Genomic DNA, 25949 nt, shown 5'->3' with positions numbered 1-25949 from the left:
ATCGGCTTCGGTTGCAGCTAACTTCTCGAGCTGAAACGCTCTCTCAAGATATTGCAGCAGTAGTTTCTCTGCGCTCTCCCGCGATGCACAACGGACGCCTATGAATTGTGCATGCGACCACTTTTGTTAACGGCTCACTTGCAAACGGCGACATCGTGCGACAACCTACTTCGCAAGAAGCTCTCTGACGGCGATTTCCGAAAGGGCAACGGCATTACTGACGCCTGACGACCCCACTTCAATAATCTTCCGCGCCACAAGCTCGCACACCGGATCGCCGCGATCGACCAGATTGAGTTTGCACAGGGCGGTATTGAACGCCAGCTCATAGAAGTGACGTTGCTCCGCAGACAGATTGGCCTCCAAAAGCAGGCGACTGATTGGCATGGTGCTCCCCTCTGGTTGGGCGGGAGCACAACCGGTCTCACAGTCACCGATGGCAACCTCGATCCGTTCGGTGATGAGGTAAGTACATTCCACTTTCAAAACAGAGTCCAGGGCGATGGCCGGGCGCTTGACACTCATGATGAGTAGTTTGAGTAATCAGCTCTGCGAGCGCGGTGACATGCGCTCACACTTCAGCTCCAGCTTCTCCGCTTCCAGGGACTCGATGGCGGCCTCGATCATCGCGCGGCTGAACGATTCCAGACCCGGGGAGATCAGCAGGCGGAATTGCCGAACTCGGATATCGATCTGATCGCACTTGTGGCACATGGCACTCGCCGCGTTTGAGCGAGAGCGCGATAGCTCATCACCGATAGATGCCACGGACCGTGCGGTGATGATGTTGCCTAGCAACGCGGCAGGGGGCAGGTCGCTAACAATTGTTAAAATTGGCGGTCGAGCCGGCATTTAATTCAGCTTACGCCGAAATTGATCCTGCAGCTGGCGCTGCTCGTCTGCATACTCCTCGACCGCACTTCGTCGGAGCGGCGCTTGTCCTGGTCTTTATGTTCCGGTGTGGGGTCTTTCGTCATCGCACCATCCTCGGCAAAAGCGGCGCTTTCATTAGACGCCAAGACCGAGAGCCGATGCGATGAAAGTCAGCTCGCAATGCCTCGAGCTGAAGCCATGCTGGCGGCCAGAACCATGAAACGCCAGTCGTTGGAATGGCGGCGGGTTGTGCCAGACTGGCGCAATCGTCGGCCTTGGCCCGCATCTCAGTCGACGCCATATAGCACGACGCCTACCTTCGCCTGTCTTACAGTATGTGAATGACTTGGGAAGTCTCTTGGAGAAGCAGGGCAGGACGATTGAGCCGTTCCGCTGAGCTCCATTAGAGCGAAGAAGGCGAAGGCGATGATCGAGCTCGAGCCGTTCCGATGTTGTTCGCGATTCTTCGTCGCGGGCGAGCCGATCAGGAGGAGGCGTGCTACGAACAGACGCACCGTCTCCGCCGGACTTCCGATCAACTGTCCCAGTTCAGCAATCTGCGTCCACGATTTACCAAACCGGACCGCTTTCGGCCCAGGACTTGCGTGTTTGGCCAGGCCGTTGCAAGTATGCAATCTTGGAATGAGCACAACCTGGTTTGCATCCTATCAGGAGGCAGGACGCAATGGTGAGTGAAGGGCCGAGGGCAGGCAGATTTCTTGTTCGAATGGGCGGAGCCGGCTGGATGGTTTACGATCGAGAGCGCAGAGGTCCAGCACTGATCGGCACCGAGTGGGCAGCCAATTTAACAAGGGAGCAAGCGGAAATAGTGCACCGCACTCTCTCCGGTACTTCGGGAGAAGCTGAAAGGCGTTCGACTTGAACGATCCGGGTCGGAACGGCCCCAAGCCCGTCTCTGGGGCTGGTGAGGGACGAGCCGGGGCCGCCCGCGCACGCTAACCCAACGCATGCGCTGGCAGTAACCTCGGCCCGAGATTTCAATTCGTCTGTACGAAATGAGCCGGATTGCAGATTAAATTCGAGGCGCGGTCGGCTTATAGATGAAAGACGGCTCCGGTTGACCCGGGGGGGACCCGGAGCCGTCCTGCCAACCCTTCATGCCAGCCCGCGTGAAGGGCTAACGTGCAGGGAAATTTTCGACGCCTTGCGTCGTTCCTACTACCTTTGGCGGTGTCTTAGCCTCGATTTTGGCGGAGCTGGAGCAGCCTGCTGTAGCGGGCCGCAATTCGGGGTCTTTATTTTCCCGACATCATTAAATGCCAAGGCGGCCTTCACTATGTTTTTCTCGGTGATGTAGGTGACCATTGCCCCACCGGGCGAGGGCTGAAGATCGTCCAGGTCGGCAGCGCGGTATTCCTGCAGACGGGCAGCCCAGTAGGCTCGCAAGCCTTCTCGGCCAGTGATAACCACGCCTTCACAATCGCAGAACACCACAGCATCTTCGGCATACATTTCCATTATTGCTTCGATATCGCCCGCACGGTAGGCATCAAGCCAATCGACGGCAGCGGCCATAGGATCGAAATTCATACAAGCACCTCCACGCCAGAATTTGGCTTAGAGGCACCCAGCTAAGTCTTTGGCCAAATCGACCGTAAGTTTTTGCTGTTCCGGTTCTGCCAAGCCCATATGCCGCGTGCCATAGGCGGTACCTTGTCCACTGACCTTCGATGTCGCCGTCGATAAAAAGTTAGCAAGCTAGCTCGTCAGCAGGTCTTTGGCTTGCGTCAGCAAGCGAATATAGGTGCCGCTCTCGTGGGGTTCGAGCCAACCCTGCTCGATGGCGTACTTGATGCCCGCGTCGAATTCCGGGCCGCTAGCCTTGAGCGTGTCTTGACGCTCGGAGCAGTGCCGGCAGCGCGTGTACCGTTCCAGCTCGTGGACGGGAATGGTCTTCGAGCGCCTGACGATGTCTAGCGCGACGGTCTGGTGGGTGTCGCAGCCGAGGCACTTCACCTCCAGATAGCGAGGCGAAGGATCACGACAGACGAGGCAGACCGCTGCCGAAATGGCATGGCTGCCGCGTCGTCGGCGACGGCGAGTTGTTTCTGATGAACTGGCAGTCGGACGACTCTCTTGATGGCCGGTATTTTGGATTTCTTCCGGCATCTAGCGTGATCGGCCGTGCGATGCCGGTGTGGACGTGGGAGGAGTGATCGTGCGTATTCGATGTGTATTCCTCGCCATTCCCCTGTTCGATCGATTGCGGTTCAATTCCTCTGTCTCAATCGATATCGGCAGGGCTGGCGCGAGCCCGACCGCGTGCTTGGGTCGGTCAGGCACGCGCGTTTGTTCTGTCGTGCCCATGATGCTTCTTCTGACGGCGTTCGACAGTGCTGCCTTGGCGCAGAGCGGATCAGCCGCCCAGCCGGCGATCAGTCAGACTGCACACTCATTCGCCGGCTTCGTCAATGAAGCCTCACAACGCTTTGCGATTGCGCCGAACTGGATCCGATCAGTCCAAGGCATCGAGAGTGCTGGTGACGTGCACGCCAGATCGCCAAAAGGCGCAATGGGTCTGATGCAAATCATGCCGGCGACTTGGGCGGAACTTCGCGAGCGCTACAATCTCGGGAATGACCCCTACGACCCGCACGACAACATTCTGGCCGGTACGGCGTACTTGCGCGAACTGCTCGATCGGTATGGCTCGCCTGGCGTGTTTGCCGCGTACAACGCGGGACCATCTCGCTATGAAGAGCATCTCGCAGGCGGTTCTCTGCCAGACGAGACGCGAGCATACGTCGCAAAGCTTGCAAATTTGCTTGCCATCGAACTGCCGCCGAGTTGGACGTCCAGCGGCCAGTCATCAGCAACTGCGACGCTGTTCGTCACGCGTTCCGATCTGATGAAAACGCGCGATCGGTTGCCGGCGCTCATGCCGTCCGGCGGTGTCACGACCGCAATTTCGGCGCCCGATGTTTCGCCAATGGTCCCGCGGCCTGTTGGCGTGTTCGTCCCTCGATCGGATGCGGGATTGTCGCAATGACCAACTGTGCGAGTTCGCAAGCCTTGGCGTGCTTCACAAAGCTAGCGGCACGTGCTGATGGCGTACGGGCGATGCCTTCGGCCCGCGCTCTACTCGTCGCTTCGCTCCTCACCGAGCCACCCTTCGGGTGTCTCGGCCCTTCGGGTAACGATCGCTATCGCAAGCGCTCGGAAGCAGTGGGGGCTTCGCGAGTTGGCTGCCCAGTCGCGGCGGCTCTTTCGGGAACCAGCGACTGGGAGACCACGACGTATGCGTCCGGTGCCTGCACATGAGCTCAGGTCTTGACAGGATGCTGAGCGTTCCAGGCCCACGGCAGCAGTTCGTCGAGACGGCTGATCGGGTGTCCATCGACCATTCGCTGCAGCACGTCACGCAGATATGCGTAAGGCTCGACTTCATTGAGCTTGCACGTCTCGATCAGCGAACAGAGGATTGCCCATCGTTCGCCGCCGCCGTCGCTACCGGCAAAGAGATGGTTCTTGCGGCCGAGCGCCACAGGTCGGATCGCCCGCTCGACGGAGTTTGTGTCGAGTTCGATGCGGCCGTCATGGAGGAATCGGGTCAATCCATCCCAGCGCGACAGCGCATATCGGATCGCTTCGGCGAGATTGCCGCGGCCGGGCAGTTGAGGGAGCTGCACCTCGAGCCAAAGGCGAAGGCTGTCAACGATCGGCTTGGCGAGGGCGCGCCGCGTAGCCAACCGATGCGCCGGCGATTGACCACGCACCTGCGCTTCGACGGCATAGAGGCTGGCGATACGACGCAAGGCCTCGTGCGCGTTGGGCGTGTCCTCGGCTTGCGCAATCTCGTAGAACTTGCGCCTGGTGTGCGCCCAACATGCGGCGAGAGTGATATTTCCGGCATCGGTCAGCCGCTCGAATCCCGCGTAGCCGTCGACGTGCAGAACGCCCTTGAAGTGCGCCAGATGCGCCACCGGGCGCTCCGCTTTCCGGTCGGGCGCGAACACATAAACCGCAGCCGGCGGCTCGGGTCCACCCCAGTTCCGTTGATCGCGGGCATACACCCACAGCCGTCCGGTCTTGGTGCGCCCTCGGCCGGGATCGAGCACAGGGATTGGAGTGTCGTCGGCAAACAGGTGATCCGACGCGAACATGTGTTCGCACAGCCGATCGTGCAGGGCCGCAAACCACCAGCACGCGCCGCCGACCCATCCGGCCAATGTCGAGCGCTCCAGTTCGACGCCATGACGGGCAAAAATCTGCGCCTGCCGGTAGAGCGGCGTGTGGTCGCAATATTTGCTGACCAGCACCTGCGCGAGCATGGCTGGCGTGGCCAAACCGCCGGCGATCGGTCGTTCGGGCGCGGGAGCCTGGGTGATCGTTCCGCAGCTGCGGCAGGCATATTTCGGGCGGCAGATGCGCACCACGCGCAACTGCGCTGGCACCCAGTCCAGCATCTCACTGACGCTCTCACCGACCGCATGCAGCGCGCCGCCGCAGCACGCACATCCCTCACTATCGACGTTGAGCACAACCTCTTCGCGGGGCAGATGATCCGGCAGCGGCTTGCGCTTCGGCTGCAGTTTCTGCGTCGGCGCAGACGTCTCAACCGAGGCTTGATCTGCCTCGACAGCCGACAGATCGATGTCCAGGTCTTCCAGTCCAAGGGCGAGTTGATCAGCGTCGAGACGCTCGGAACGACGCCCAAATTGTGCACGCCGAAGCTGTTTGATGATTGCCTGGAGACGCTGGATCTCGCTGTTCCGATGCGCGATGACCGAGGCAATGTCGCGCACCAGGCGATGCAGAAGCGCAGTATCCGACGGCAGATTGTCGAGGTCGAGCTGCATGACCGATTCTACTCGGACACGCTGATTCGACGAAGCAACTTCGCTATATTCTATGCGGGTTTTTGCGATTCAACCCGCGATGGCCGGTCGCCATCGACGCTCGGGTGTGCGCCAATCGATGCCTTCGATCAGCATGGCAAGCTGTGCCGGGGACAGCGTCACGGTGCCGCCGGGATCGCTCATTCTCGGCCAGATGAAGCCGCCCTGGTCGAGCCTCTTACTGAACAGGCAAAGCCCGCTGCCGTCCCAGAACAGGATCTTCAGCGTGCTTGCCTTCTTGCCTCGGAAGGCAAACAGGTGGCCGGAGAATGGATCCTTCTTGAGTTGTTCCTGAACGAGCGCGGCGAGGCCATCCAGGCCCTTGCGCATGTCGGTATACCCCAAAGCCAAATGCACTTTTACGCCGGCCGGCACGATCATCATCGAGCGGTCTCCTGCTCAATGACGTGGCGACGGACTGCATCCGGATCGCTGCCGACCGGTGCGAAGACGCGACGCCCATCGTCCAATTCGATAGCCGTCATGCCGTCGGGCGGCTGTAACAGATCGTTCAGGACGAGCGTTGCGGATTGCGCTCCGGCGACCTTCACAGCCGCCAACTTAGCCCGCACCCGCTTGCTGAACCCGAACTGGACCCGCCACCGGAACAACATGCTGGTGACGATGCCGTGGCGCCGGCAAACCTCGGCGGCGGTGGCGTCGGGGAGCTCGGACTCGGTCACTATCGCGAGCTTTTCCTCGTCACTGAAGCGACGCCGGTTGGCGCGTCCGTCGCTCGGCGGATCGACGGTTGGTGCATCCGTCAAGCGACTTCTGATGCGAGACCCCTTAGCAGCGCTGCTAACACTAGTGCTTATTAGTGGGCGGGCACTCGGATGAAGGTGCGTCCGCCAGTCGATTTCAACCTCATTGGCGTCGATCAGATCGCGCCACCGCCGCAGGCTGTGCTGCGATATGCCATGTGCCCGGGCATACGCTTGCATGCTCAGTCCGCACCACCTCATCGCTTCAACGTGCATCGCCCAGAACGCTTGCACGGCTCTGCAGCGGAGGTCCTTCGACACTGGAGCCCGCTTCTTGCGGAGCCGCTCCCGACGTTCCTCGCGACGCAATTCGGCGCGCATTTTCAACGTCTCGGCGTCAACCAGATGCTGCAGCCAGCGATCGAATGTGCCGCCACTGAGACGGTGCTGACGACAGTATTTGCGCTTGCTGAGACCGCTTCGCCGCCACGCTTCAACGTGTACCGACCAAAAAGAACGACGCGCTTCGTTCTTGAAATATTCCGTACCCACCGGAGATCCTCCAATGCAGCAAGGAACCCGATATGGAACGACGACGCACTCTCGGAAAGTCGTGCAGGATTCGGACGCTTACACCACGACGGCAGGACGGCTCTTCAAATCGGGCTTCGAGAGATCGGTGCACGGGAATAAGACGGCCGTGGCCGAATCCGGAGCCTGGTGCAACGACTTGGAAGGTCGTTGCCACACAGGAGAGCTCCGATGAAACTGTACGTTGGATTGGACGTCGGCCTTGAAGAAACCAGCGTTTGCATCGTCGATAGCGAGGGTCTTACGATCCGCGAAGTTAAGGTCAGCACGGAGCCAGAGGCGATCCGCTCCGCTGTGGAGGGTTACGCGGATCGCCTCGATAGGGTCGGGGTCGAGGCGTCATCGCTGGGTATCTGGCTGTATCGCGAACTGCAGTCAGCCGGGCTTCCAATCATTGTCGTGGAGGCGCGCCACATGCGCGTTTCGCTATCGACAATGCGCAACAAAACCGACCGAAACGATGCGCGCGGCATCGCGCAAATGATGCGGTTGGGCTGGTACCGCGCCGTGCATGTCAAGAATATCGACATGCAAAAAATGCGCACGCTGCTGACGAACCGGAAGCTGCTCAAGCGCAAATTGATCGACCTCGAGAACCATGTTCGGGGCGCACTGCGGGCCTATGGATTGCTCGTCGGAGCGGTCGCGAGAGGTGCCTTTGAGGCCCGCATCCGCGAGCTGATCGAGCACAGCGACCCGATTTTTGTGATGTCGATCCAGGTCATGCTGGACGTGCGTCGCGCCCTCCTCGAAGGTTACGATCGGCTGCATCGTGTGCTCCTGCAGGTGGTCCAGCATGATCCTGTTTGCCGGCGTCTGATGACGGTTCCAGGCGTCGGTCCGGTCGTTGCCTTGTCATTCAAAGTCGGCGTTGATGACCCTCATCGCTTTGCCCGATCCCGCACGGTGGGCGCCCATTTTGGCCTGACGCCGAAGCGCCACCAGTCCGGGACGTCGATCGATTTTGAGGGGCGCATCAGCAAACAAGGCGATATCTCCGTGAGGGAGGCGCTGTGTGAAGCTGCCGCAAGTCTGCTGCTACGGGTCAGAAAATGGTCGGCATTGCGGGCGTGGGGCCTGCGAATTGCCAAGCGGTCGAGCATGCTGTGTGCGATAGCCGCGGTCGCGCGAAAGCTCGCGGGTATTCTCCACCGGATGTGGGTCAGCGAGACCGATTTCCACGTCGGATTCGGTGCCAAGATCACGCAACGGCTGCGCCTAAAGCCGGCGCAGTAGCAGCTACATAGACGAGCATAGGAAGGCGCTGGGACTACTCCCAGCATGTTGAGGAGGGAACGAAATTAGAGATCCGCGCGCGCGGTGAGCGTCCCCTGGCGGGGCCGCGAAACGGGGAATGTCCGCTATCTCTTGCCTGCTGCCGCCCTTCGGGGACGAGAGCGCCGGACTGCTTGGACAGCCCTGTTCACGAACCTGATGAAGAGCATGCGACGGCCGAAGTGCTGAACGCGAAGGAACGCATGGACCCCGCCTGGTGAAGGCCACTGCAACGCGGTGTGGTGACGTTTGTGCGTCGTAGATGGAGGGAAGCAGCGATGCTTATTTTGCGAGGACTCGAGGAAAAACCTAGGAATGAGTTGACTTTGCCCGCCCGATTAGGAAGGCGAGATAAAAGGGGCTCGCCTGTCGAACCGCAAGCCATTGGCATGGCTTGGGTTCTGACGTGCCGGTCGGTCGGGGCGCGTGCCGCGCCTTGCATTTTGACGAATGCAATCAAAGGCGTTTTCGGCACCGTGCGTGCTTTTGATCGTTTGGCCCTGCCGTGAGCGCGGGCGACAGCGATCTGCGTGTTCGGCCTGGGCGCATCCGCAGTACCCGCGCGCCGAAGTCCAAGAGCTTCATCAACCAAGTGCTGCGGGCAGCGAAGAAGGCAGGACACACCTCGGGACAGGCCGCTGCGGGCCGGCGTGCTGCGGCCTATGGGCGCTCGACGTTCGGCCGCGGGCGCCTCGCGTTTAGCCGCGCAAGGTTGTTCAGCCCGACGCGGCGCGTTGTGGTGAAGGCGCGCGTGGTTCGTCATAAGGACCGAGCCTTTCGTTCGGCACCGCTGACCGCCCACCTCTCGTATCTGAAGCGCGACGGCGTGACCCGGAGCGGTGAACGGGCCGAGATGTTTGATGCCGGCAGTGATCGTGCCGATAGCGCGGCTTTCGCGGAACGGTGCAAGGACGACCGGCATCATTTCCGGTTCATCGTCTCGCCCGAGGACGCCGGCGACATGACCGACCTGAAGGCCTTCACCCGCGATCTCGCCCGGCAGATGGAGACCGATCTTGGCACACGGCTCGATTGGGTGGCTGTCGACCATTGGAATACCGACAACCCCCACGTCCATCTTCTCGTTCGGGGAGTAGATGAGGAGGGAGCGGACCTCGTGATCTCCCGCGACTATATCAGCCAGGGTCTGCGCTCACGTGCCGAGGAACTGGTCGCCATCGAACTGGGGCCAAAGCCGGAGCACGAAATCCGCAACTCGCTGGAGATGGAGGTCACGGCGGAACGATGGACCCGGCTCGACCGAGAAATCCGACTGGCGGCTGACGAGGCCGGCTACATTGACTTTCGCCCGGAGAATCCTGGCAAGTCCGATCCCGAGATCAGGCGCCTGATGATCGGCCGCCTTCAACACTTGGAGAAGATGGGCCTTGCCGCACCCGCCGCGTCAGGGGAATGGATGGTCGGGCTTGAGGCCGAGCGAAGCTTGCGCGACCTCGGCATGCGCGGCGACATCATCAAGACCATGCACCGCGCCTTTACCGACCGCGGGGAAGCCCGCGGCATCGCCGATTACGTCATTGAAGGAGGGCAGCCGACGTCCCAGATCATCGGACGACTGGTCGCCCGTGGACTGCATGACGAACTCACCGGCGAGGCCTATGCCCTGATCGACGGGACTGACGGACGGGCGCACCATGTGCGCTTTCGAGGCCTTGAGGCTTTCGACCACGGACCGCCGATCGGCGGAATCGTCGAGGTACGACGCGTGGGTCAAACCGGCGATCCGCGGCCGACCATGGTCCTGGCACTCCGCTCCGATCTCGATCTTGCCGAGCAGGTTGCCGCGAAAGGCGTGACCTGGCTCGACCATAGGCTTGTCGAACGCGCCCCTATGCCGCTCGCCATGGGCGGATTCGGCCGCGAGACCCGCGACGCCATGGAAGCCCGTACCGAGCATCTGATCCAGGAGGGCCTGGCGCGGCGGCAGGGCCAACGCATCATCCTGCAGCGCGATCTCCTGGACACGTTGCGCAGACGCGAACTGGACGAAGTAGCCGCAAAGGTCTCGGCCGACACGCGCCTCCCTTACATGAAGTCTGACTCGGGTGAGCACGTGGGGGGCACATATCGCCAGCGTCTGACGCTCGCTTCGGGACGCTTTGCCATGATCGACAATGGGCTCGGCTTCCAGCTCGTGCCCTGGTCGCGCGAACTCGAGAAGAGGCTCGGTCAACACGTCACCGGAGTCGTGAAGGACGGCGGTGGCATCGAATGGGGCTTTGGTCGCAAGCGCGACCTCGGCCTCTAGCAATCTCGCCAATTCAGTTGCGGAAGGGCATTCGCGATGTCTGGAACTAAAATCCTCTGGGGACAGGTGATCGTCGTCGGCCTGATCGTTTTACTGGCCATCTGGGGAGCCACCCAGTGGACGGCTTGGCGGCTCGCCTGGCAACCGGAGCTTGGGCGACCGTGGTTCGAACTGCTGGGCTTCAAGATCTATTACCCGCCCGTCTTCTTCTGGTGGTGGTTCGTCTACGATGCCTATGCGCCACAGGTTTTTGTCGAGGGCGCCTTCATCGCGGCGTCGGGGACCTTCGTTTCGATCGCGGCGGCGATCGGCATGTCGGTGTGGCGGGCGCGTGAAGCCAAGAATGTCGAGACCTATGGTTCGGCGCGCTGGGCTGGGCTGGAGGAGGTGCGGGCGGCTGGACTTCTCGGTCCTGACGGTGTGGTGCTAGGTAAGCTCGACCGAGACTACCTCCGACATGACGGACCAGAGCACGTATTGTGTTTTGCGCCCACCCGGTCCGGCAAGGGTGTCGGCCTCGTTGTTCCTTCGTTGCTGGCCTGGCCTGGCTCGGCCATCGTTCACGACATCAAGGGCGAGAACTGGCAACTGACCGCGGGCTTCCGCTCGCGGCATGGCCGCGTCCTGTTGTTCGACCCCACCAACCCAAAGTCCTCAGCCTACAATCCGCTCCTCGAAGTCCGGCGCGGGGAATGGGAGGTTCGCGACGTCCAGAACGTCGCCGATGTCCTGGTCGACCCCGAAGGCTCCCTCGACAAGCGGAACCATTGGGAGAAGACCAGTCATTCGCTCCTGGTCGGCGCTATCCTCCATGTCCTCTATGCCGAGGCGGACAAGACCCTGGCCGGCGTGGCGGGCTTTCTGTCCGACCCGAAGCGACCCATCGAGGCGACGCTGAAGGCGATGATGACTACCGCGCATCTTGGTGAGCAGGGCGCCCATCCTGTGGTCGCCTCGACCGGGCGCGAACTCCTCAACAAATCCGAGAATGAACGTTCCGGCGTCCTGTCCACCGCGATGTCGTTCCTCGGGTTGTACCGCGATCCCGTCGTAGCCCAGGTGACCTGCCGCTGTGACTGGAGGATTGCCGATCTGATCGCAGACAGCCGCCCGACGACACTCTATCTCGTCGTGCCGCCCTCCGATATCTCGCGGACCAAGCCTTTGATCCGCCTGGTGCTGAACCAGATTGGCCGGCGCCTGACCGAGGATTTGCATGCCAGTGACCGCCGGCATCGAGTCCTGATGATGCTCGACGAGTTCCCGGCACTCGGGCGGCTAGATTTCTTCGAGTCTGCGCTCGCCTTCATGGCGGGGTACGGCATTAAGAGCTTCTTGATCGCGCAATCGCTCAATCAGATCGAGAAGGCCTACGGGCCAAACAACGCGATCCTCGACAACTGCCATGTCCGGGTAAGCTTCGCGACCAACGACGAGCGGACCGCCAAGCGGGTATCCGACGCGCTCGGTACGGCAACCGAGATGAGGGCGATGAAGAACTACGCTGGTCATAGGTTGAACCCCTGGCTGGGGCACCTGATGGTCTCGCGCCAGGAGACGGCAAGGCCGCTGCTGACCCCGGGTGAGGTCATGCAGCTTCCGCCGATGGACGAGATCGTCATGGTGGCGGGGACGGCGCCGATCCGGGCGAAGAAGGTCCGCTACTACGAGGATCGGCGGTTCAACGAGCGGGTTCTGCCGCCGCCCGATCCGGCGAGCGCCGGCCGATCATCGCGAACAGACGGATGGTCAGCGCTCGGACCTCTGAAGCCGACGGCAGGTCCAACTGACAAAGCTCCTGAGGCCGAGGGAGACACGGCGAACAGCGGACTCCGTCGTGAGCCCGAACTGCCCGATCACGTCGCGATCGCCAAGGAGACGGCCGAACCGACGCCGGCAGAGGAATTTGCAGTCGTTCTCGACGACGAGGAGGATGCGGTCCGTCAGTCCCGGCTCATACGCCAACAGATGCGCGGTGTCGCCCGTCAAGTCGCCATGGACCCGAATGACGGTATGGAGTTTTGAGGCAATATGCGCGACCGGATGAACGTCTATTTCCCGCCTGAGCTTCTGAAACAGATCACGGAGCTCGCCGATCGCAAGAAGCTTTCTCGGTCCGCGATCGTGGAAGCGGCGGTTGCTTCGTTTCTGTCGCCGGACGGAGCGGACAGGCGGGAGGCAGCGTTCGCCCGGCGCCTCGACCGGCTGTCGCGTCAGATGCAGAGGCTGGAGCGCGACGTGGGTTTGACGGCCGAAAGCTTGGCGCTCTTCATTCGTTTCTGGCTAACGATCACGCCGCCGCTACCCAACGACGCGCAGGGGGCCGCGCAGGCAAAGGGTCGGGAGCGGTTTGAAGGATTTGTCGAGGCGCTCGGGCGTCGTCTGCAAAAGGGGCAAAGCTTTCTGCGCGAGATTCCAAATGACTTCCTCCGTCCGGAAACCGCGGAAGAAGCCTAACAGAGCTTCTCTGAGCCTGTCGTTATAAGGTCCGCCTTCCGGGAGGCTCAAATAGATCCTTTCATGTTCCCTCGTTGTTCAAGCCAAGAGCAGAAGGCGAGCGTTCGAGTGTCTGTTTGAAGCGTCTTCGGCACGTACGTGCAATATTCACGCGCACGTAGCGCTGGACCAGAAAATGGCGTCACGAGTCGCCCCGCCGCCAGGTCCTCCGCCACTAAGGCCGTTGGTCCCATCGCGACCCCAACCCCATCCAGCGCAGCTTGGAGTGTGAGATAAAAGTGGTCGAGAACAAGATCTGCTGTGGCTTCCAGATCAGGCGTGCCCGCTTCGGATAGCCAGTCGTGCCATAGTCTCGGCAAACTGAGCGTGTGGAGCAGCGTGTGTCGCCTTAAGTCGACGGTGTGGCCTAGAGGCAACCTGTTTAGCAGTTCTGGACTGCAAACAGGTAATCTCGTTTCCGAGAGGAATGGACGAACCCAATAATCATGAAATGCATCCGGGCCTCCCCGGATGACGACATCGGCGCGTTCCGCTAAAGCATCGATCGGGATGTTCGAGGTTTCGATTCGAACCCTTATCTGCGGGTGCTGAGTTTGGAAGTCCGCAATCTTAGGCACGAGCCAGCGTAAGGAAAAAGTAGCTGGTGCGTTAACGCGCAATATCGTCGCGTCGATTTCGCCGTATTTCACGGTCGCCGACGCTATACGAGCCAATGCTTCTCCAACTTCGTGAAGATAGGCATGGCCGGCCGGTGTGAGCACAACACGACGATTTTGCCGCTCAAAGAGCGGCGCACGCAACCAGTTCTCCAGGAGGCGGATCTGCTGGCTGATTGCTCCTTGTGTTACCCCGAGTTCTCCAGCCGCCGATTTGAAGCTGCCGAGGCGCCCAGCGGCTTCGAAAGCACGGATGGCATTCATGGGAGGAAGCAAACGCGGCATCAAGATAGCTCAGCTAAAGTCATTTGCCAGAATTACTGGTTTGCTCGGGCGGTACGCAAGAGCCAAACTCTCCCGAATGACGAAATCGTTCATCGCCTGGAAGAAATCGGCAGGCTCAAGTTCATTGGCGCCAAGCAGGCGGCGTGGCTTATTGGCCGCCTGTCTCACCCACGCACTGCATGACGGTTATACAGACGGGTTATATGCCTTCCTCCCGGTCTGGCAGGCTCAGTTCGGCCTCTCCTATGCGACACTTGCCGTCGTGCGCGCCGTCTATTTCGGGACAATGGGCGTCGCTCAAATTCCGGTCGACCGAGCGCTTCGGCGCTTATCCCCGCGCACGTCATTGATCCTGTCGACCCTTTTCGCTTCGATCGGACTGATCGTCGCAACGCTCCCGTTCGGTTTTTCGGGGCTTTGCATCGGCTTGGTCGTGGCTGGCATTGGATCGAGCATTCAGCATCCTCGCGGCTCAGCGCTGGTTACAACCAGTTCTGGAGAGGATCCTCGACGCGCCCTGAGTATCTATAATTTCTCAGGTGATCTCGGAAAAGCGGTGCTGCCCGCTCTTGTCGCACTACTCTTACCCATCATCGCCTGGCGTTCAGTCCTAGGCTTGATGGCCGTACTTGGCTTCTGTTTGTCGATCGTCTTGTTAGCGCTGATACCCGCAGTCGTTCAATCAGATCGTGCGGCAAAAAGGACAGCGACCGGTGGTCGACGCGGCGGCTTCAGCATTCTGACAACGATTGGCGCGCTCGATACAGCGGTCCGCATGGGTTACCTCCTATTCCTGCCATTTCTCATCCACGGACAGCACGGCGGGTCATCAGAAGTCGGTCTTGCGCTTGCCCTGCTTTTCACAGGTGGCGCCCTCGGAAAGGCAACGTGTGGATGGCTCGCCGAACGAGTAGGAGTGGTCGGCAGCGTTGTGACCACGGAAGTTGCTACAGCTTTGCTCATCGGGGTGACGCTGGGCACGTCGCTGACACTTACGCTTGTTCTGCTGCCTTTGCTTGGCGTTGTCCTCAATGGGACGTCGTCGGTGCTCTATGGCACGGTGCCTGAACTTTCCAAGGGCGACACCGGGCGATCCTTTGCCATCTTCTACACAAGCGTCATTGGCTCTGGGGGTGTCGCGCCGATCCTCTATGGCGTGATCGCCGATCACAGCACCCAGACAATTGGCGTGCTTGCCGCGGCGGCAACGGCGGCGCTGATCGTGCCGCTCGTGTTGGCTTTGAGGCCGTATCTGACAACTCCCGCTCCACCTATGCCTGAGAATAAATCAGCTCTCAGTCCCACTCCCTCCGATGCAGGAGCATTCACGAAATGAAAACCAATCCACAGGAAGAGCGACATCAGGCATGAATAAAAGGATCGCCATTGTCGGCCCGGGAGCGATCGGCACCACCATCGCCGCTGCGCTACAGCAGGTTGGTCAAGCGCCCATGCTATGCGGTCGCTCGGCTCGCGAGCGCTTAGAGTTACAAGACACGAACGGTTTGGTGCAAATACCCGGTCCAGTGCAGATTGATCCGAGCCAGATCAAGAGCCCGGCCGATCTTGTCTTCTTCGCGGTGAAGGCAACACAAATCGGAGCTGCCGCGCCGTGGTTGGCGGCGCTATGCCATCAGGATACGGTCGTCTGCGTGTTGCAGAATGGCGTCGAGCAAGTATCGGCAATCTCGCCTTTAGCGCCTTGTCGCTCCGTCGTTCCTTCGATCGTTTGGTTTCCGGCGCAAGCCCAACCAGACGGTTCCATTTGGTTGCGTGGTGGAGCTCGCCTAACATTGCCGGAGGACTCCGGATCCCGCATTGTGCTTGAGGCGCTCCGCGGCTCTTTTTGCTCCGTAGAGCTAGATCCAAATTTTGTGTCTCTTGCCTGGCGCAAACTTCTACAGAACGCGGCAGCAGGATTGATGGTGCTTAGCGGCCGTCGCTCGGGCATGTTCCGGCGCGCCGACATCGCTCACCTGGCTACGCAATATCTCCGAGAATGCCTCGAAGTGGCGAGAGCGGAGGGCGCGATCTTGGGCGATGAGGTGCCCGACGAAATCGTTGACAGTTTCCAAGCCAATCCACCTGACATGGGAACATCCATTCTCGCCGATCGCAACGCCAACCGCCCACTTGAGTGGCAAACTCGAAACGGCGTTATACTCCGTCGAGGCAAAGCTCACGGCATCGCCACTCCTGTTAGCGATGTAGTCGTGGCGCTTTTGGCAGCAGCAAGTGACGGACCAGGATGATTCAATTGCAGTCTCAGTCATCAATTCTGCTGTTACGCGGGAAAATCGGCGCTACGTAATGTGGATTTCGAGAGCGCTGGTGTCCAAGACCATTAGCCCCGACCGGCTCGAGGATAAAAATCTGGCACTACTGCAGACGATCGCCAACCGTGAACGGAAAGTCTAGGGGCTTTGAGGTATAGATTGCAATCAGTCCGTTCCGCTACCAATCCGTCACTCCGTCTTGCCTGGGGATGATGATCGGCGACTAAGCGGCTGTCAAATTCCAGTTCTCAATCTTTCTTTTTCTACGCTTGCCTACGATTGCCGAAAGAGCTTGTTGCGCTAAGTCTGCCGGTGCTTTTTCTAATCATCCCCATGTGAGGACGCCCGTTGGACGTCTTCATTCGGTGGGGGCGAACAGTGGCAATCCATTCCATTCAATCGGAAGCGAGTTCGCGCGGTGCGCGAATGCTGCGCAGCGCGCTTGGCTCTGCGATTGCCGGCTACCTTGATGACGAGGCGGTCATCGAGGTGATGCTCAACCCGGATGGGCGATTGTGGATCGACCGATTGTCGAATGGTCTGATCGACACAGGCGAAACTCTGTCCGCAGAGGATGGCGAGCGCATTGTTCGCCTGGTCGCGCATCACGTAGGCGCCGAGGTGCATGCCGGCGCGCCACGGGTTTCGGCAGAACTGCCTGGAACTGGTGAGCGATTCGAAGGCCTTTTGCCTCCGGTCGTTGCGGCACCGGCCTTTGCTATCCGCAAACCGGCCGTCGCCGTGTTTACGCTCGACGACTACGTCGCCAGGGGGATCCTGACCTCGGAGCAGGCCAGGACCCTGAAGGACGCGGTCGCAGCACGGAAAAACATCCTCGTCGCCGGTGGGACATCGACCGGCAAGACAACCTTGACGAACGCGCTCCTGGCCGAGGTTGCAAAGACTGCTGATCGAGTCGTGCTGATCGAAGATACCCGCGAGCTTCAGTGCAAAGCGCCCAATCTTGTAGCTTTGCGGACCAAAGATGGCGTGGCCACGCTGTCGGACCTCGTTCGCTCCTCGCTGCGCCTGCGTCCTGACCGCATCCCGGTTGGCGAAGTCCGCGGCGCCGAAGCGCTTGATTTACTCAAGGCTTGGGGTACCGGCCATCCCGGTGGCATCGGGACCATTCATGCAGGCACCGCGCTCGGTGCGCTGAGGCGGCTCGAGCAGCTCATTCAGGAAGCCGTCATCACGGTTCCGCGTGCCCTCATCGCCGAGACCATCAACCTCGTTGCTGTGCTTGCGGGGCGCGGCGTTGACCGTCGCCTCGTTGAGCTCGCCCTCGTCACGGGGCTTGGGGCCGCCGGCGACTACAGCCTTTCATCAGCAGGAGACTGACATGCGTCAGCAATTTTGTTTTCGTCGAGATGCCGCATCACTAGCCGTATCCGGGATGGTTCTTTTGGCGTCGGCACCGGCATGGGCGGCCGGCTCGAACATGCCGTGGGAACAGCCACTCAATCAGATCTTGCAGTCGGTTGAAGGTCCGGTCGCCAAGATCATCGCCGTCATCATCATCGTGGTGACCGGGCTCACGCTCGCGTTCGGGGACTCGTCAGGTGGTTTCCGCAGGCTGATCCAGATCGTGTTCGGTCTGTCGATCGCGTTCGCAGCCTCGAGCTTCTTCCTGTCGTTCTTCTCCTTCGGCGGCGGCGTGGTGATCTGATGGATGACCCGGTCACAGGCCTTTTCGTGCCCGTTCATCGCGCACTCACCGAGCCAATCCTGATGGGCGGCGCGCCGCGGTCGGTTGCGATCGTCAACGGCACGCTTGCAGCAGCCCTGGGTCTCGGACTTCGGCTCTGGATCGCCGGTCTTGTCCTCTGGTTCATCGGCCACATGGCCGCCGTCTGGGCCGCCAAACGCGATTCCGCCTTTGTCGACGTGGTGCGCCGACATCTGCGCATTCCCGGTCATCTCAATCTCTGAGTACTCGGTCATGATGAACCTTGCAGAATATCGTCATTCCAACGCGCGTCTCGCCGACTTCCTGCCCTGGGCAGCCCTTGTCGACGAAGGAATCGTCCTGAACAAGGACGGCTCGTTCCAGCGGACAGCAAAGTTCCGAGGACCCGACCTCGACAGCGCAGTGCCGGCTGAACTCGTTGCCGTCGCGGGTCGCTTGAATAACGCCTTGCGTCGCCTGGGATCAGGATGGGCCGTATTCGTCGAGGCGCAGCGTCATTTTGCTGGGACCTACCCGCCTAACTCCTTTCCGGATGTCGCGTCTGCGCTGGTTGACGCGGAACGCAGGGCGCAGTTCGAGGAGGCGGGTGCCCATTATGAGTCCAGCTACTTCCTGACCTTACTCTATCTGCCTCCAGAGGAGGGGGCCGCCAGGGCAGAGCAACTACTTTACGAAGGTCGCGACCGTACCGTCGGAGCCGACGCGCGCGAGGTGCTTCGCGGGTTTATCGACCAAACAAACCGTGTGCTTCAACTCGTCGAAGGGTTCATGCCGGAATGCACCTGGCTCGATGATCAGGACACGCTGACTTATCTGCACTCGACGATCTCGACCAAGCGTCATCACGTTCGGGTGCCCGAAGTTCCCATGTACATCGACGCACTCTTGGCCGACCAGCCGTTGACCGGAGGGCTCGAGCCGATGTTGGGTTCAGCGAACGTGCGGGTTCTGACGATCATCGGCTTTCCGGGCGCGACGACCCCGGGAATTCTGGACGACCTGAATCGCCTGGCGTTTTCGTATCGCTGGTCGACCCGCGCGATCATGCTCGACAAGGCCGACGCCACCAAGCTGCTGACCAAAATCCGCCGCCAGTGGTTCGCCAAGAGAAAGTCCATCGGCGCCATCCTCAAGGAAGTCGTGACCAACGAGGCATCGACGTTGCTCGATACCGACGCTCACAACAAGGCGATAGATGCCGACGCGGCTTTGCAGGAACTGGGGTCGGATCAGATCGGACAGGCCTTTGTCACGGCGACCATCACCGTGTGGGACGGCGATCCCGGTGCAGCCGACGAAAAGCTGAGGTTGGTCGAGAAGGTCATTCAGGGCCGCGATTTCACCTGCATGATCGAGACGGTGAACGCCGTCGAAGCCTGGCTTGGCAGCCTGCCGGGGCATGTCTATGCGAACGTGCGGCAGCCACCGGTATCGACCCTCAACCTCGCTCATATGATTCCGATGTCGGCCGTATGGGCGGGTGAGGCGCGGGACCTTCACTTCAAGGGGCCGCCGCTTTTGTTCGGCAAGACCGAGGGATCGACGCCGTTCCGGTTTTCACTCCACGTCGGCGACGTCGGTCATACCCTTGTGGTGGGGCCGACAGGCGCTGGCAAGTCGGTGCTGCTCGCGCTGATGGCGCTGCAGTTCCGCCGTTACCCGAACTCTCAGATCTTTGCGTTCGATTTCGGCGGTTCGATCCGGGCGGCCGCGCTCGCCATGGGTGGCGACTGGCACGATTTGGGTGGTGCCTTGTCAGACGGGGACGAAAACCCCGTTGCCCTGCAGCCGCTGGCTTGGATCGACGATCCTTCAGAGCGCGGATGGGCGACGGAATGGATCGGCGCGATCCTGACACGGGAAAAGGTCGAGATCACCCCGGAGGTCAAGGATCATCTGTGGTCGGCGCTGACATCTCTCGCTTCGGCGCCGAGGGAGGAGCGCACCCTCACGGGCCTGTCAGTCCTGCTCCAATCGAACTCTTTGAAACGCGCCTTGCAACCATACTGCCTCGGCGGTCCGTCCGGGCGCTTGCTTGATGCCGAATTCGAACGTCTCGGCGAGGCGTCGGTCCAGGCGTTTGAGACCGAAGGCTTGATCGGAACGAGTGCGGCGCCGGCCGTGCTGGCGTACCTCTTCCATCGGGTTGGTGATCGTCTCGATGGCCGGCCGACACTCCTGATTGTCGATGAGGGTTGGCTTGCCCTCGATGACGAGGATTTTGCGGGGCAGCTCCGGGAATGGCTGAAGACGCTTCGGAAGAAGAACGCGTCCGTCATCTTCGCCACACAGTCGCTTTCGGACATTGATGGCTCAGCGATTGCGTCGGCAATCATCGAAAGCTGCCCAACGCGCTTGTTGCTGCCGAACGAACGGGCGATCGAACCGCAGATCACTGCCATCTACCGCCGCTTCGGCCTCAATGACCGCCAAATCGAACTTCTGAGCCGGGCAACGCCAAAGCGCGACTACTATTGCCAGTCGCGTCGGGGCAATCGGATGTTCGAACTTGGCCTTGGTGAGGTTGCGCTCGCGTTTACCGCGGCCTCTTCCAAGACAGACCAGGCCGCCATCACGCAACTCATCGCCGAACATGGACCCGACGGCTTCGTGCCTGCCTGGCTCAAGCATCGTGGCGTCGCCTGGGCGACAGATCTGATCCCCAATCTCGTCAATCTGGAGAAATCGCTATGAGACCTCTTGGCCTATTAGCGAGCACGGTCGCCTTCGCGCTGTTGCTTGGCGTCACGGTGCCCGCACGGGCGCTGATCGTCTTCGATCCCACCAACTACGTCCAGAATGTCCTGACGGCCGCGCGGGAACTCCAGCAGATCAATAATCAGATCACCTCGTTGCAGAACGAGGCGCAGATGCTGATCAATCAGGCAAGGAATCTGGCAAACCTGCCGTATTCATCGTTGCAGCAGTTACAATCATCGATCCAGCGGACCCAGCAATTACTGGCACAGGCACAGCGCATTGCTTACGACGTGCAGCAGATCGATCATGCCTTCTCGACAAGCTACGCGCCAGCGACTAGCAGCCAGTCGAACCAGTTGCTGATCTCCAACGCTCAATCGCGATGGCAGAATTCCTATGCCGCAACGCAAGACGCGCTTCGTGTCCAGGCCGGCATCGTTAGCAACCTCGACACCAACCGCGTCCAGACCTCCGCGCTCGTTAGCTCAAGCCAAGGCGCTAGCGGTGCCTTGCAGGCAACACAGGCCGGCAATCAGATTCTGGCATTGAACGCGCAGCAGCTCGCCGACCTCACGGCTGTCGTGACGGCGCAGGGCAGGGCGCAAAGCCTTGAAGCCGCGCAACGCGCGGCGGCCCAGGACCAGGGCCGCGAACAGCTCCGGCGCTTCCTGACACCGGGGCAGGGCTATCAATCATTCAACGTGCAGATGTTCCACTAATGACCGACATCAGGGCTTTCAGGGCGTTGTCGCTGCTTACGACAGTCGGTGTGTTGGTCGTCACTGCCTGCACAATTCAGCTTCGCGGTGGTGTCGAGTCGCTCGCGCCGCCGAAAGCGGAGCAGATGACAGACGCAACCAGCTCAGACCTCGCGCGCTGCCGCAGCGTCGCTGCGGAGCAAGCAGAGGGTTTTGAGCGTTGCAAGCAAGTTTGGGCCGAAAACCGCCGTCGCTTCTTTGGCAAGAACGACCGTGCCGCAACTCCTGTTCACGACGCTTCCGCCCCCGGCGTGGCGCTATTTCCAAAGGACCAAAGCCGGATCCCGCTGGGATATCTAAAACTGGTGGCGCCTGAGGTGAGCAAACCATGACCGGTACGGGGATCATCGACCAGTTCCTGGAAACGTTCACGCGTTACATCGACAACGGCTTCGGGCTGCTGGGGAGCGATGTCGGATATCTCGCAACGACCCTCGCTGCGATCGACATTACGCTCGCAGCGTTGTTCTGGAGTTGGGGAACTGATGAGGACATCATCGCGCGTCTCGTCAAGAAGACGCTGTTCGTAGGGGTCTTCGCCTACCTCATCGGTAACTGGAACAGTCTGGCGCGCATCGTCTTCGAGAGCTTTGCCGGTCTTGGCCTGAAAGCATCAGGCGCAAGCCTCTCCGCATCGGATTTCCTGCGGCCCGGAAAGATCGCTCAAGTCGGCCTTGATGCCGGCCGACCATTGCTTGATTCGATCTCCAACCTGATGGGCTATATCAGTTTCTTCGAGAATTTCGTCCAGATCGTCGTTCTCCTGTTCGCGTGGGTCGTGGTGCTGCTCGCCTTCTTTATTCTGGCGATCCAGCTCTTTGTCACCCTGATCGAATTCAAGCTCACGACACTGGCCGGCTTCGTGCTCATTCCCTTCGGGCTGTTTGGCAAGACCGCCTTCGCGGCGGAGCGCGTTCTGGGCAACGTCATATCTTCCGGCATCAAGATCCTGGCCCTGGCCGTCATCGTCGGCATCGGCTCCACCCTGTTCTCGCAGTTCACCGCAGGTTTCGGCGGTGCACAGCCGACCATCGAAGACGCGATGACGCTGGTGCTCGCGGCGCTTTCCTTGCTCGGCCTCGGCATCTTCGGTCCGGGTATCGCAAACGGCCTGGTGTCGGGCGGACCTCAACTCGGCGCCGGCGCCGCGATTGGAACAGGCCTTGCTGCTGGCGGCATTGTTGCGGCTGGCGCGGGTCTTGCCGCCGGCGGTGTTGGTCTCGCTGGAGGCGCGATTGCTGGGGCCGCGCGCGGCGGGGGCGCCGTCTTGAGTGGAGCGTCCGCCACCTATCGAAGCGAAGGCAGCGCTGGCGTTGCCGAAGCTGGCGCCTTGGCTGCCATGAGCCCGTTGCGTCGTGCAGCCGCCGCACTCGGCGGAGGTGGAGAAACCGGTGCGTCGGCCGCGAGCACTTCGGCCGAAGGGCAACCCGATTGGGCGCGACGCATGAAGCGTGCCGAGGCTATTCGGCACGGTGCATCAGCAGCCGGCCAAGCGGTTCGCTCAGGCGATCATAGTGGCAGCGGCTCATCCGTCGATTTGTCTGAAGGAGAGCGCTGACACCTCACCAGGCAGCGCCTCAAAATCCGAGCCACCGCACGACTTGAAACCGATCACTCGATACCAGGGGCAACCATCGATGTTCAAACGATCATCAGTACACTACGGGCGAATGCCCGAGCCGACTACGCCTTATCAAAAGGCAGCTCAGGTTTGGGACGAACGCATCGGATCGGCGCGAGTGCAAGCGAAGAACTGGCGCCTGATGGCATTCGGTTGCTTGATGCTTTCAGTCGGTCTCGCGGGTGGGCTCGTCTGGCAATCAAATCAAGGCTCGATCACGCCGTGGGTGGTTGAGGTCGATCATCTTGGACAGGCCCAACGGGTTGCGCCGGCCAACGTCGACTATCAACCTACTGACGCTCAGATCGCCTACCATCTGGCGCGCTTTATTGAGGATGTCCGAGGCTTGCCGGCCGACGGCATTGTTCTGCGCCAGAATTGGCTGCGCGCCTATGATTTTACGACCGATCGCGGCGCGGCCGCGCTCAACGACTATGCACGCAACAACGACCCTTTCGCCAAGTTGGGCAAGCTCCAAATCTCCGTCGATGTATCGAGCGTCATTCGTGCGTCTTCGGAAAGCTTTCGGGTCGCGTGGAGTCAACGCAGTTACGACAACGGTTCGCTGAGTTCGACCGAGCGCTGGACTGCCATTCTCACCATCGTGATCGAGACACCGCGCGATGCCGAACGTCTGCGCAAGAATCCCCTTGGCGTCTACGTCCGCGCCATCAACTGGTCAAAGGAGTTGAGTCAGTGAGCAAGACGCCGTCTGACGTTCATTCGAAACGCTCTATCCTGCACAGCAGGCCCAATTCGCCTTGCCCCGAGCTTGTGACTTTGAAGCGGGCAATCCTGTCCTCACTCCTGCTCTGCTCGTCGGCACTCGGTGGGTGCGCGACCTACATTCCGCCGGAGATCAGCTATGACGCGGAAGTCCCGCCGCTGCCGGCGGCTCCGGTGACCCTCGACGACAAATCGCGACCGCTTCACATTCCACCCCTCTGGAAGCCGGCTCTTGGCGGCAAGTCGGGAGGCAAGGAAGATGCTGAACCGGTGAGCCGGGTTGAGACGGCAAACAGCGCAGCCCGTGTTGAACCGCGCAGACGCGGGTATTTCAACGCAGCGCAAATCTATGCCTACAGTCCTGGAGCCCTCTATCAGATTTACGCCGCACCGGGACAGATCACGGATATCGCACTCGAGGAAGGAGAGCAGTTGACTGGATCAGGGCCTATTGCGGCCGGAGATACTGTACGCTGGGTCGTGGGTGATACCGAGAGCGGAAGTGGCGACACGCGACGCGTCCACATCCTTGTCAAGCCGACCCGCGCATCGATCGAGACCAACCTCGTCGTCAATACCGACCGGCGCACTTACCTGATCGAACTCCGCTCCCGCGAGCGGCCATACATGCCGTCCGTTGCCTGGTACTATCCGGAAACAGTGCGTGAACGGTCGCGCTCAGTCGCTCTAAAGCCAATTCTTCCAGATCCCGCGCAGCGTGTCTCCCGCTACGCCATCGAAGGGGACAGTCCACCCTGGCGGCCGCTCGCCGTGTATGACGATGGCCGCAAGGTCTATGTCGAGTTCCCGCAAGGCATCGTGCAAGGTGAGATGCCGCCGCTCTTCGTCATTGGCCCGGACGGTAAAACCGAACTCGTCAACTATCGCGCCTACGGCAACGTTTTGATCGTCGATCGGCTGTTTGCAGCCGCCGAACTCCGGCTCGGCGGTGAGCACCAGCAGAAGGTCAGGATTGTCAGGACCGACGGGAGGCCGTCGTCATGAACACTCGGAATGAAAACGATCACGAGCAAGGAGTTCCGCCGAAGACACAAGGGGAGCAGTCCGAAAGCTTCCGCTTGAGAGCGGAGCATCCGCGCGTGACACGGTTGTCGCGGAAGGTCCTGGCCGGCGGGAGCGCGGCTGCCCTGCTTGTCATCGGCGGAGCAGTGCTGTGGTCGCTGCAGAACAATCGCTTCCGTAATCAGGCGGCCGATGAGCTTTACAGTACCGACCACCACAATGTTGCGGACGGCATTACGACGCTGCCGAAGGACTACGCTGGCGTTCCGCGCCAACCCGTCCCGCAGCTTGGTCCGCCGCTCCCCGGGGATCTCGGTCGACCGATCCTTGCCGCTCAAGGCCAGTTGCCGACGAGCGGCGCTGATCCGGACCAGCAACGCCGCGATCAAGAGACCGAGGCAGCCCGCATCAGTCATTTGTTCGCTTCCACCAATGGACGAGAAGTGCGTCCGCCCGCTGCGGCGGTTGGAAGCGACCGCGTGGTGCCGGCGAGCGCAACGAGCACCGGTGATGACGGATCTGCGCAGAACGGCCAGGACCGCAAGCTTGCCTTCGTGAACGCCACTGCGGACCGTCGTACGGTCAGCCCTGATCGCCTCACCAGGCCTGTTTCACCATATATCGTGCAGGCTGGGACGGTTATTCCAGGAGCCCTGATCACCGGAATCCGATCGGACCTGCCAGGCCAAATTACCGCGCAGGTGACCGAGAATGTCTATGACACGCCGACTGGCCGCTTCCTGCTTGTGCCTCAGGGAGCGCGTCTGATCGGGATCTACGATAGTCAGGTCACCTTCGGCCAGTCACGTGTCACTCGTCTGGACCCGCCTGATCATGCCAAATGGACGTTCTATCGTTCTCGAGCGGCAGCCTGGCACTGATACCGCCGGGTATGCGGGCCTGGAAGACCAGGTCGAAAACCACTGGGGTGAGCTGTTCAAGGCCGCCGCGTTATCGACGTTCTTGGCCGTCGGGACGGAACTAGGCGCAGGCTCTGACACCAATAGCAACGACAGTGCCATCATCCAGGCATTACGACACGGCGCCTCCGACTCACTAAACCAAACCGGACAGCAGGTGGTTCGGCGCAGTCTCAACGTCCAGCCTACTTTGACCGTACGACCTGGCTTTCCAGTTCGAGTTCTCGTCAATCGTGATCTCATACTTGGTCCATACGGAGGTTAAC

The 25949-nt window shown here is 60.7% G+C and carries 25 protein-coding genes and 1 pseudogene; 18 read left to right on the top strand and 8 right to left on the bottom strand.

Going from position 1 to position 25949, the window contains the following annotated elements:
- Positions 1-165 precede the first annotated feature (165 nt).
- The 4 genes from WN72_RS43790 to WN72_RS47355 all read right to left on the bottom strand — a co-directional run bounded on the left by WN72_RS43790 (position 166) and on the right by WN72_RS47355 (position 2904).
- Positions 166-525 (bottom strand): hypothetical protein, encoded by a 360-nt coding sequence (locus WN72_RS43790; protein ID WP_092220906.1) that lies wholly within the window; start codon positions 523-525, stop codon positions 166-168.
- 18 nt (positions 526-543) lie between these two features.
- Positions 544-714 (bottom strand): hypothetical protein, encoded by a 171-nt coding sequence (locus tag WN72_RS43785; RefSeq protein ID WP_167381212.1) that lies wholly within the window; start codon positions 712-714, stop codon positions 544-546.
- A 1338-nt stretch (positions 715-2052) separates the two neighbouring features.
- Positions 2053-2424 (bottom strand): YybH family protein, encoded by a 372-nt coding sequence (locus WN72_RS43780; RefSeq protein WP_092220904.1) that lies wholly within the window; start codon positions 2422-2424, stop codon positions 2053-2055.
- Between the two features lie 168 nt (positions 2425-2592).
- On the bottom strand, positions 2593-2904 hold the full coding sequence (locus tag WN72_RS47355; RefSeq protein WP_244554024.1) for a hypothetical protein: 312 nt from the start codon (positions 2902-2904) through the stop codon (positions 2593-2595).
- Between WN72_RS47355 and WN72_RS43775 the strand changes: the two genes are divergently transcribed.
- Together WN72_RS43775 and WN72_RS43770 are read left to right on the top strand one after the other, a co-directional pair.
- Complete coding sequence (locus WN72_RS43775) at positions 2895-3050, top strand: S26 family signal peptidase (RefSeq protein WP_244554023.1); 156 nt, start codon at positions 2895-2897, stop codon at positions 3048-3050. The two genes, WN72_RS47355 and WN72_RS43775, sit on opposite strands and share 10 nt — an antisense overlap.
- A gap of 2 nt (positions 3051-3052) precedes the next feature.
- Positions 3053-3883, top strand: a complete 831-nt coding sequence (locus WN72_RS43770; RefSeq protein WP_092220914.1) for a lytic transglycosylase domain-containing protein — start codon at positions 3053-3055, stop codon at positions 3881-3883.
- A 274-nt stretch (positions 3884-4157) separates the two neighbouring features.
- On the opposite strand, the gene tnpC is transcribed toward WN72_RS43770, so the two are convergent.
- From tnpC to tnpA, 3 genes are all read right to left on the bottom strand, one after another.
- On the bottom strand, positions 4158-5693 hold the full coding sequence (gene tnpC, locus WN72_RS43765) for an IS66 family transposase (protein WP_092215846.1): 1536 nt from the start codon (positions 5691-5693) through the stop codon (positions 4158-4160).
- Between the two features lie 69 nt (positions 5694-5762).
- A complete protein-coding gene (gene tnpB / locus WN72_RS43760; protein ID WP_092215844.1) occupies positions 5763-6116 on the bottom strand; it encodes an IS66 family insertion sequence element accessory protein TnpB in 354 nt (117 codons plus the stop codon).
- A complete protein-coding gene (gene tnpA / locus WN72_RS43755) occupies positions 6113-6988 on the bottom strand; it encodes an IS66 family insertion sequence element accessory protein TnpA (RefSeq protein ID WP_092215842.1) in 876 nt (291 codons plus the stop codon). Before tnpA ends, tnpB begins: the two co-directional genes overlap by 4 nt.
- A gap of 210 nt (positions 6989-7198) precedes the next feature.
- Between tnpA and WN72_RS43750 the strand changes: the two genes are divergently transcribed.
- From WN72_RS43750 to WN72_RS43735, 4 genes are all read left to right on the top strand, one after another.
- Positions 7199-8263 (top strand): IS110 family RNA-guided transposase, encoded by a 1065-nt coding sequence (locus WN72_RS43750; RefSeq protein ID WP_092221147.1) that lies wholly within the window; start codon positions 7199-7201, stop codon positions 8261-8263.
- Between the two features lie 544 nt (positions 8264-8807).
- Complete coding sequence (locus WN72_RS43745) at positions 8808-10571, top strand: relaxase/mobilization nuclease domain-containing protein (RefSeq protein ID WP_092215413.1); 1764 nt, start codon at positions 8808-8810, stop codon at positions 10569-10571.
- A 36-nt stretch (positions 10572-10607) separates the two neighbouring features.
- Entirely contained in the window at positions 10608-12596 is a 1989-nt protein-coding gene (locus WN72_RS43740) for a conjugal transfer protein TraG (RefSeq protein ID WP_092215415.1), read from the top strand.
- A gap of 6 nt (positions 12597-12602) precedes the next feature.
- Positions 12603-13028, top strand: coding sequence for a ribbon-helix-helix domain-containing protein (locus WN72_RS43735; protein WP_092215416.1), 426 nt, complete (start codon positions 12603-12605; stop codon positions 13026-13028).
- A gap of 47 nt (positions 13029-13075) precedes the next feature.
- On the opposite strand, the gene WN72_RS43730 is transcribed toward WN72_RS43735, so the two are convergent.
- Entirely contained in the window at positions 13076-13969 is an 894-nt protein-coding gene (locus WN72_RS43730; RefSeq protein WP_092215417.1) for a LysR substrate-binding domain-containing protein, read from the bottom strand.
- 76 nt (positions 13970-14045) lie between these two features.
- Here WN72_RS43730 and WN72_RS43725 point away from each other — a divergent pair, with 76 nt between their 5' ends.
- The 12 genes and pseudogenes from WN72_RS43725 to WN72_RS43670 all read left to right on the top strand — a co-directional run bounded on the left by WN72_RS43725 (position 14046) and on the right by WN72_RS43670 (position 25948).
- Positions 14046-15305 carry an MFS transporter gene (locus WN72_RS43725; RefSeq protein WP_092215419.1) on the top strand — a complete coding sequence of 420 codons (1260 nt, stop codon included), beginning with the start codon at positions 14046-14048 and terminating at the stop codon, positions 15303-15305.
- A 31-nt stretch (positions 15306-15336) separates the two neighbouring features.
- Complete coding sequence (locus WN72_RS43720) at positions 15337-16221, top strand: oxidoreductase (RefSeq protein WP_092215421.1); 885 nt, start codon at positions 15337-15339, stop codon at positions 16219-16221.
- A 450-nt stretch (positions 16222-16671) separates the two neighbouring features.
- Positions 16672-17586 carry a P-type conjugative transfer ATPase TrbB gene (gene trbB / locus WN72_RS43715; protein ID WP_194483057.1) on the top strand — a complete coding sequence of 305 codons (915 nt, stop codon included), beginning with the start codon at positions 16672-16674 and terminating at the stop codon, positions 17584-17586.
- 55 nt (positions 17587-17641) lie between these two features.
- Positions 17642-17914: a TrbC/VirB2 family type IV secretion system protein gene (locus WN72_RS43710; protein ID WP_244486413.1), complete on the top strand. Its 273-nt coding sequence runs from the start codon at positions 17642-17644 to the stop codon at positions 17912-17914.
- Positions 17914-18177, top strand: coding sequence for a VirB3 family type IV secretion system protein (locus tag WN72_RS43705; RefSeq protein WP_092215427.1), 264 nt, complete (start codon positions 17914-17916; stop codon positions 18175-18177). Before WN72_RS43710 ends, WN72_RS43705 begins: the two co-directional genes overlap by 1 nt.
- Positions 18178-18187: 10 nt before the next feature.
- Entirely contained in the window at positions 18188-20629 is a 2442-nt protein-coding gene (trbE, locus tag WN72_RS43700) for a conjugal transfer protein TrbE (protein ID WP_092215430.1), read from the top strand.
- On the top strand, positions 20626-21354 hold the full coding sequence (gene trbJ, locus WN72_RS43695) for a P-type conjugative transfer protein TrbJ (protein ID WP_092215434.1): 729 nt from the start codon (positions 20626-20628) through the stop codon (positions 21352-21354). The genes trbE and trbJ overlap by 4 nt, the downstream gene beginning before the upstream one ends.
- Positions 21354-21725, top strand: coding sequence for a putative entry exclusion protein TrbK-alt (trbK-alt, locus tag WN72_RS43690; protein ID WP_092215437.1), 372 nt, complete (start codon positions 21354-21356; stop codon positions 21723-21725). The genes trbJ and trbK-alt overlap by 1 nt, the downstream gene beginning before the upstream one ends.
- Positions 21722-22951 (top strand): P-type conjugative transfer protein TrbL, encoded by a 1230-nt coding sequence (trbL, locus tag WN72_RS43685; RefSeq protein WP_092215440.1) that lies wholly within the window; start codon positions 21722-21724, stop codon positions 22949-22951. The genes trbK-alt and trbL overlap by 4 nt, the downstream gene beginning before the upstream one ends.
- A 79-nt stretch (positions 22952-23030) precedes the next feature.
- Positions 23031-23714: a conjugal transfer protein TrbF gene (trbF, locus tag WN72_RS43680; protein WP_092215442.1), complete on the top strand. Its 684-nt coding sequence runs from the start codon at positions 23031-23033 to the stop codon at positions 23712-23714.
- Complete coding sequence (gene trbG, locus WN72_RS43675) at positions 23711-24745, top strand: P-type conjugative transfer protein TrbG (RefSeq protein WP_194482965.1); 1035 nt, start codon at positions 23711-23713, stop codon at positions 24743-24745. Before trbF ends, trbG begins: the two co-directional genes overlap by 4 nt.
- Positions 24742-25948: pseudogene (locus WN72_RS43670) on the top strand (TraB/TrbI/VirB10 family type IV secretion system protein). Before trbG ends, WN72_RS43670 begins: the two are co-directional and overlap by 4 nt.
- Position 25949: the final 1 nt, after the last annotated feature.

Source organism: Bradyrhizobium arachidis (genome assembly GCF_015291705.1).
GTDB classification, from domain to species: domain Bacteria; phylum Pseudomonadota; class Alphaproteobacteria; order Rhizobiales; family Xanthobacteraceae; genus Bradyrhizobium; species Bradyrhizobium arachidis.
Note: the sequence above shows the minus strand (reverse complement) of the source record. Positions and strands in the feature narration are given on the sequence as shown.

Bases quoted from the DNA above. Each gene is read 5' to 3' on its own strand.
- WN72_RS43790 (WP_092220906.1), bottom strand. From the start codon at position 525: ATGAGTGTCAAGCGCCCGGCCATCGCCCTGGACTCTGTTTTGAAAGTG.
- WN72_RS43785 (WP_167381212.1), bottom strand. From the start codon at position 714: ATGTGCCACAAGTGCGATCAGATCGATATCCGAGTTCGGCAATTCCGC.
- WN72_RS43780 (WP_092220904.1), bottom strand. From the start codon at position 2,424: ATGAATTTCGATCCTATGGCCGCTGCCGTCGATTGGCTTGATGCCTAC.
- tnpC (WP_092215846.1), bottom strand. From the start codon at position 5,693: ATGCAGCTCGACCTCGACAATCTGCCGTCGGATACTGCGCTTCTGCAT.
- tnpB (WP_092215844.1), bottom strand. From the start codon at position 6,116: ATGATGATCGTGCCGGCCGGCGTAAAAGTGCATTTGGCTTTGGGGTAT.
- WN72_RS43750 (WP_092221147.1), top strand. From the start codon at position 7,199: ATGAAACTGTACGTTGGATTGGACGTCGGCCTTGAAGAAACCAGCGTT.
- WN72_RS43740 (WP_092215415.1), top strand. From the start codon at position 10,608: ATGTCTGGAACTAAAATCCTCTGGGGACAGGTGATCGTCGTCGGCCTG.
- WN72_RS43735 (WP_092215416.1), top strand. From the start codon at position 12,603: ATGCGCGACCGGATGAACGTCTATTTCCCGCCTGAGCTTCTGAAACAG.
- WN72_RS43730 (WP_092215417.1), bottom strand. From the start codon at position 13,969: ATGCCGCGTTTGCTTCCTCCCATGAATGCCATCCGTGCTTTCGAAGCC.
- WN72_RS43725 (WP_092215419.1), top strand. From the start codon at position 14,046: ATGACGAAATCGTTCATCGCCTGGAAGAAATCGGCAGGCTCAAGTTCA.
- WN72_RS43720 (WP_092215421.1), top strand. From the start codon at position 15,337: ATGAATAAAAGGATCGCCATTGTCGGCCCGGGAGCGATCGGCACCACC.
- trbB (WP_194483057.1), top strand. From the start codon at position 16,672: ATGCTGCGCAGCGCGCTTGGCTCTGCGATTGCCGGCTACCTTGATGAC.
- WN72_RS43710 (WP_244486413.1), top strand. From the start codon at position 17,642: ATGGTTCTTTTGGCGTCGGCACCGGCATGGGCGGCCGGCTCGAACATG.
- WN72_RS43705 (WP_092215427.1), top strand. From the start codon at position 17,914: ATGGATGACCCGGTCACAGGCCTTTTCGTGCCCGTTCATCGCGCACTC.
- trbE (WP_092215430.1), top strand. From the start codon at position 18,188: ATGATGAACCTTGCAGAATATCGTCATTCCAACGCGCGTCTCGCCGAC.
- trbJ (WP_092215434.1), top strand. From the start codon at position 20,626: ATGAGACCTCTTGGCCTATTAGCGAGCACGGTCGCCTTCGCGCTGTTG.
- trbK-alt (WP_092215437.1), top strand. From the start codon at position 21,354: ATGACCGACATCAGGGCTTTCAGGGCGTTGTCGCTGCTTACGACAGTC.
- trbL (WP_092215440.1), top strand. From the start codon at position 21,722: ATGACCGGTACGGGGATCATCGACCAGTTCCTGGAAACGTTCACGCGT.
- trbF (WP_092215442.1), top strand. From the start codon at position 23,031: ATGTTCAAACGATCATCAGTACACTACGGGCGAATGCCCGAGCCGACT.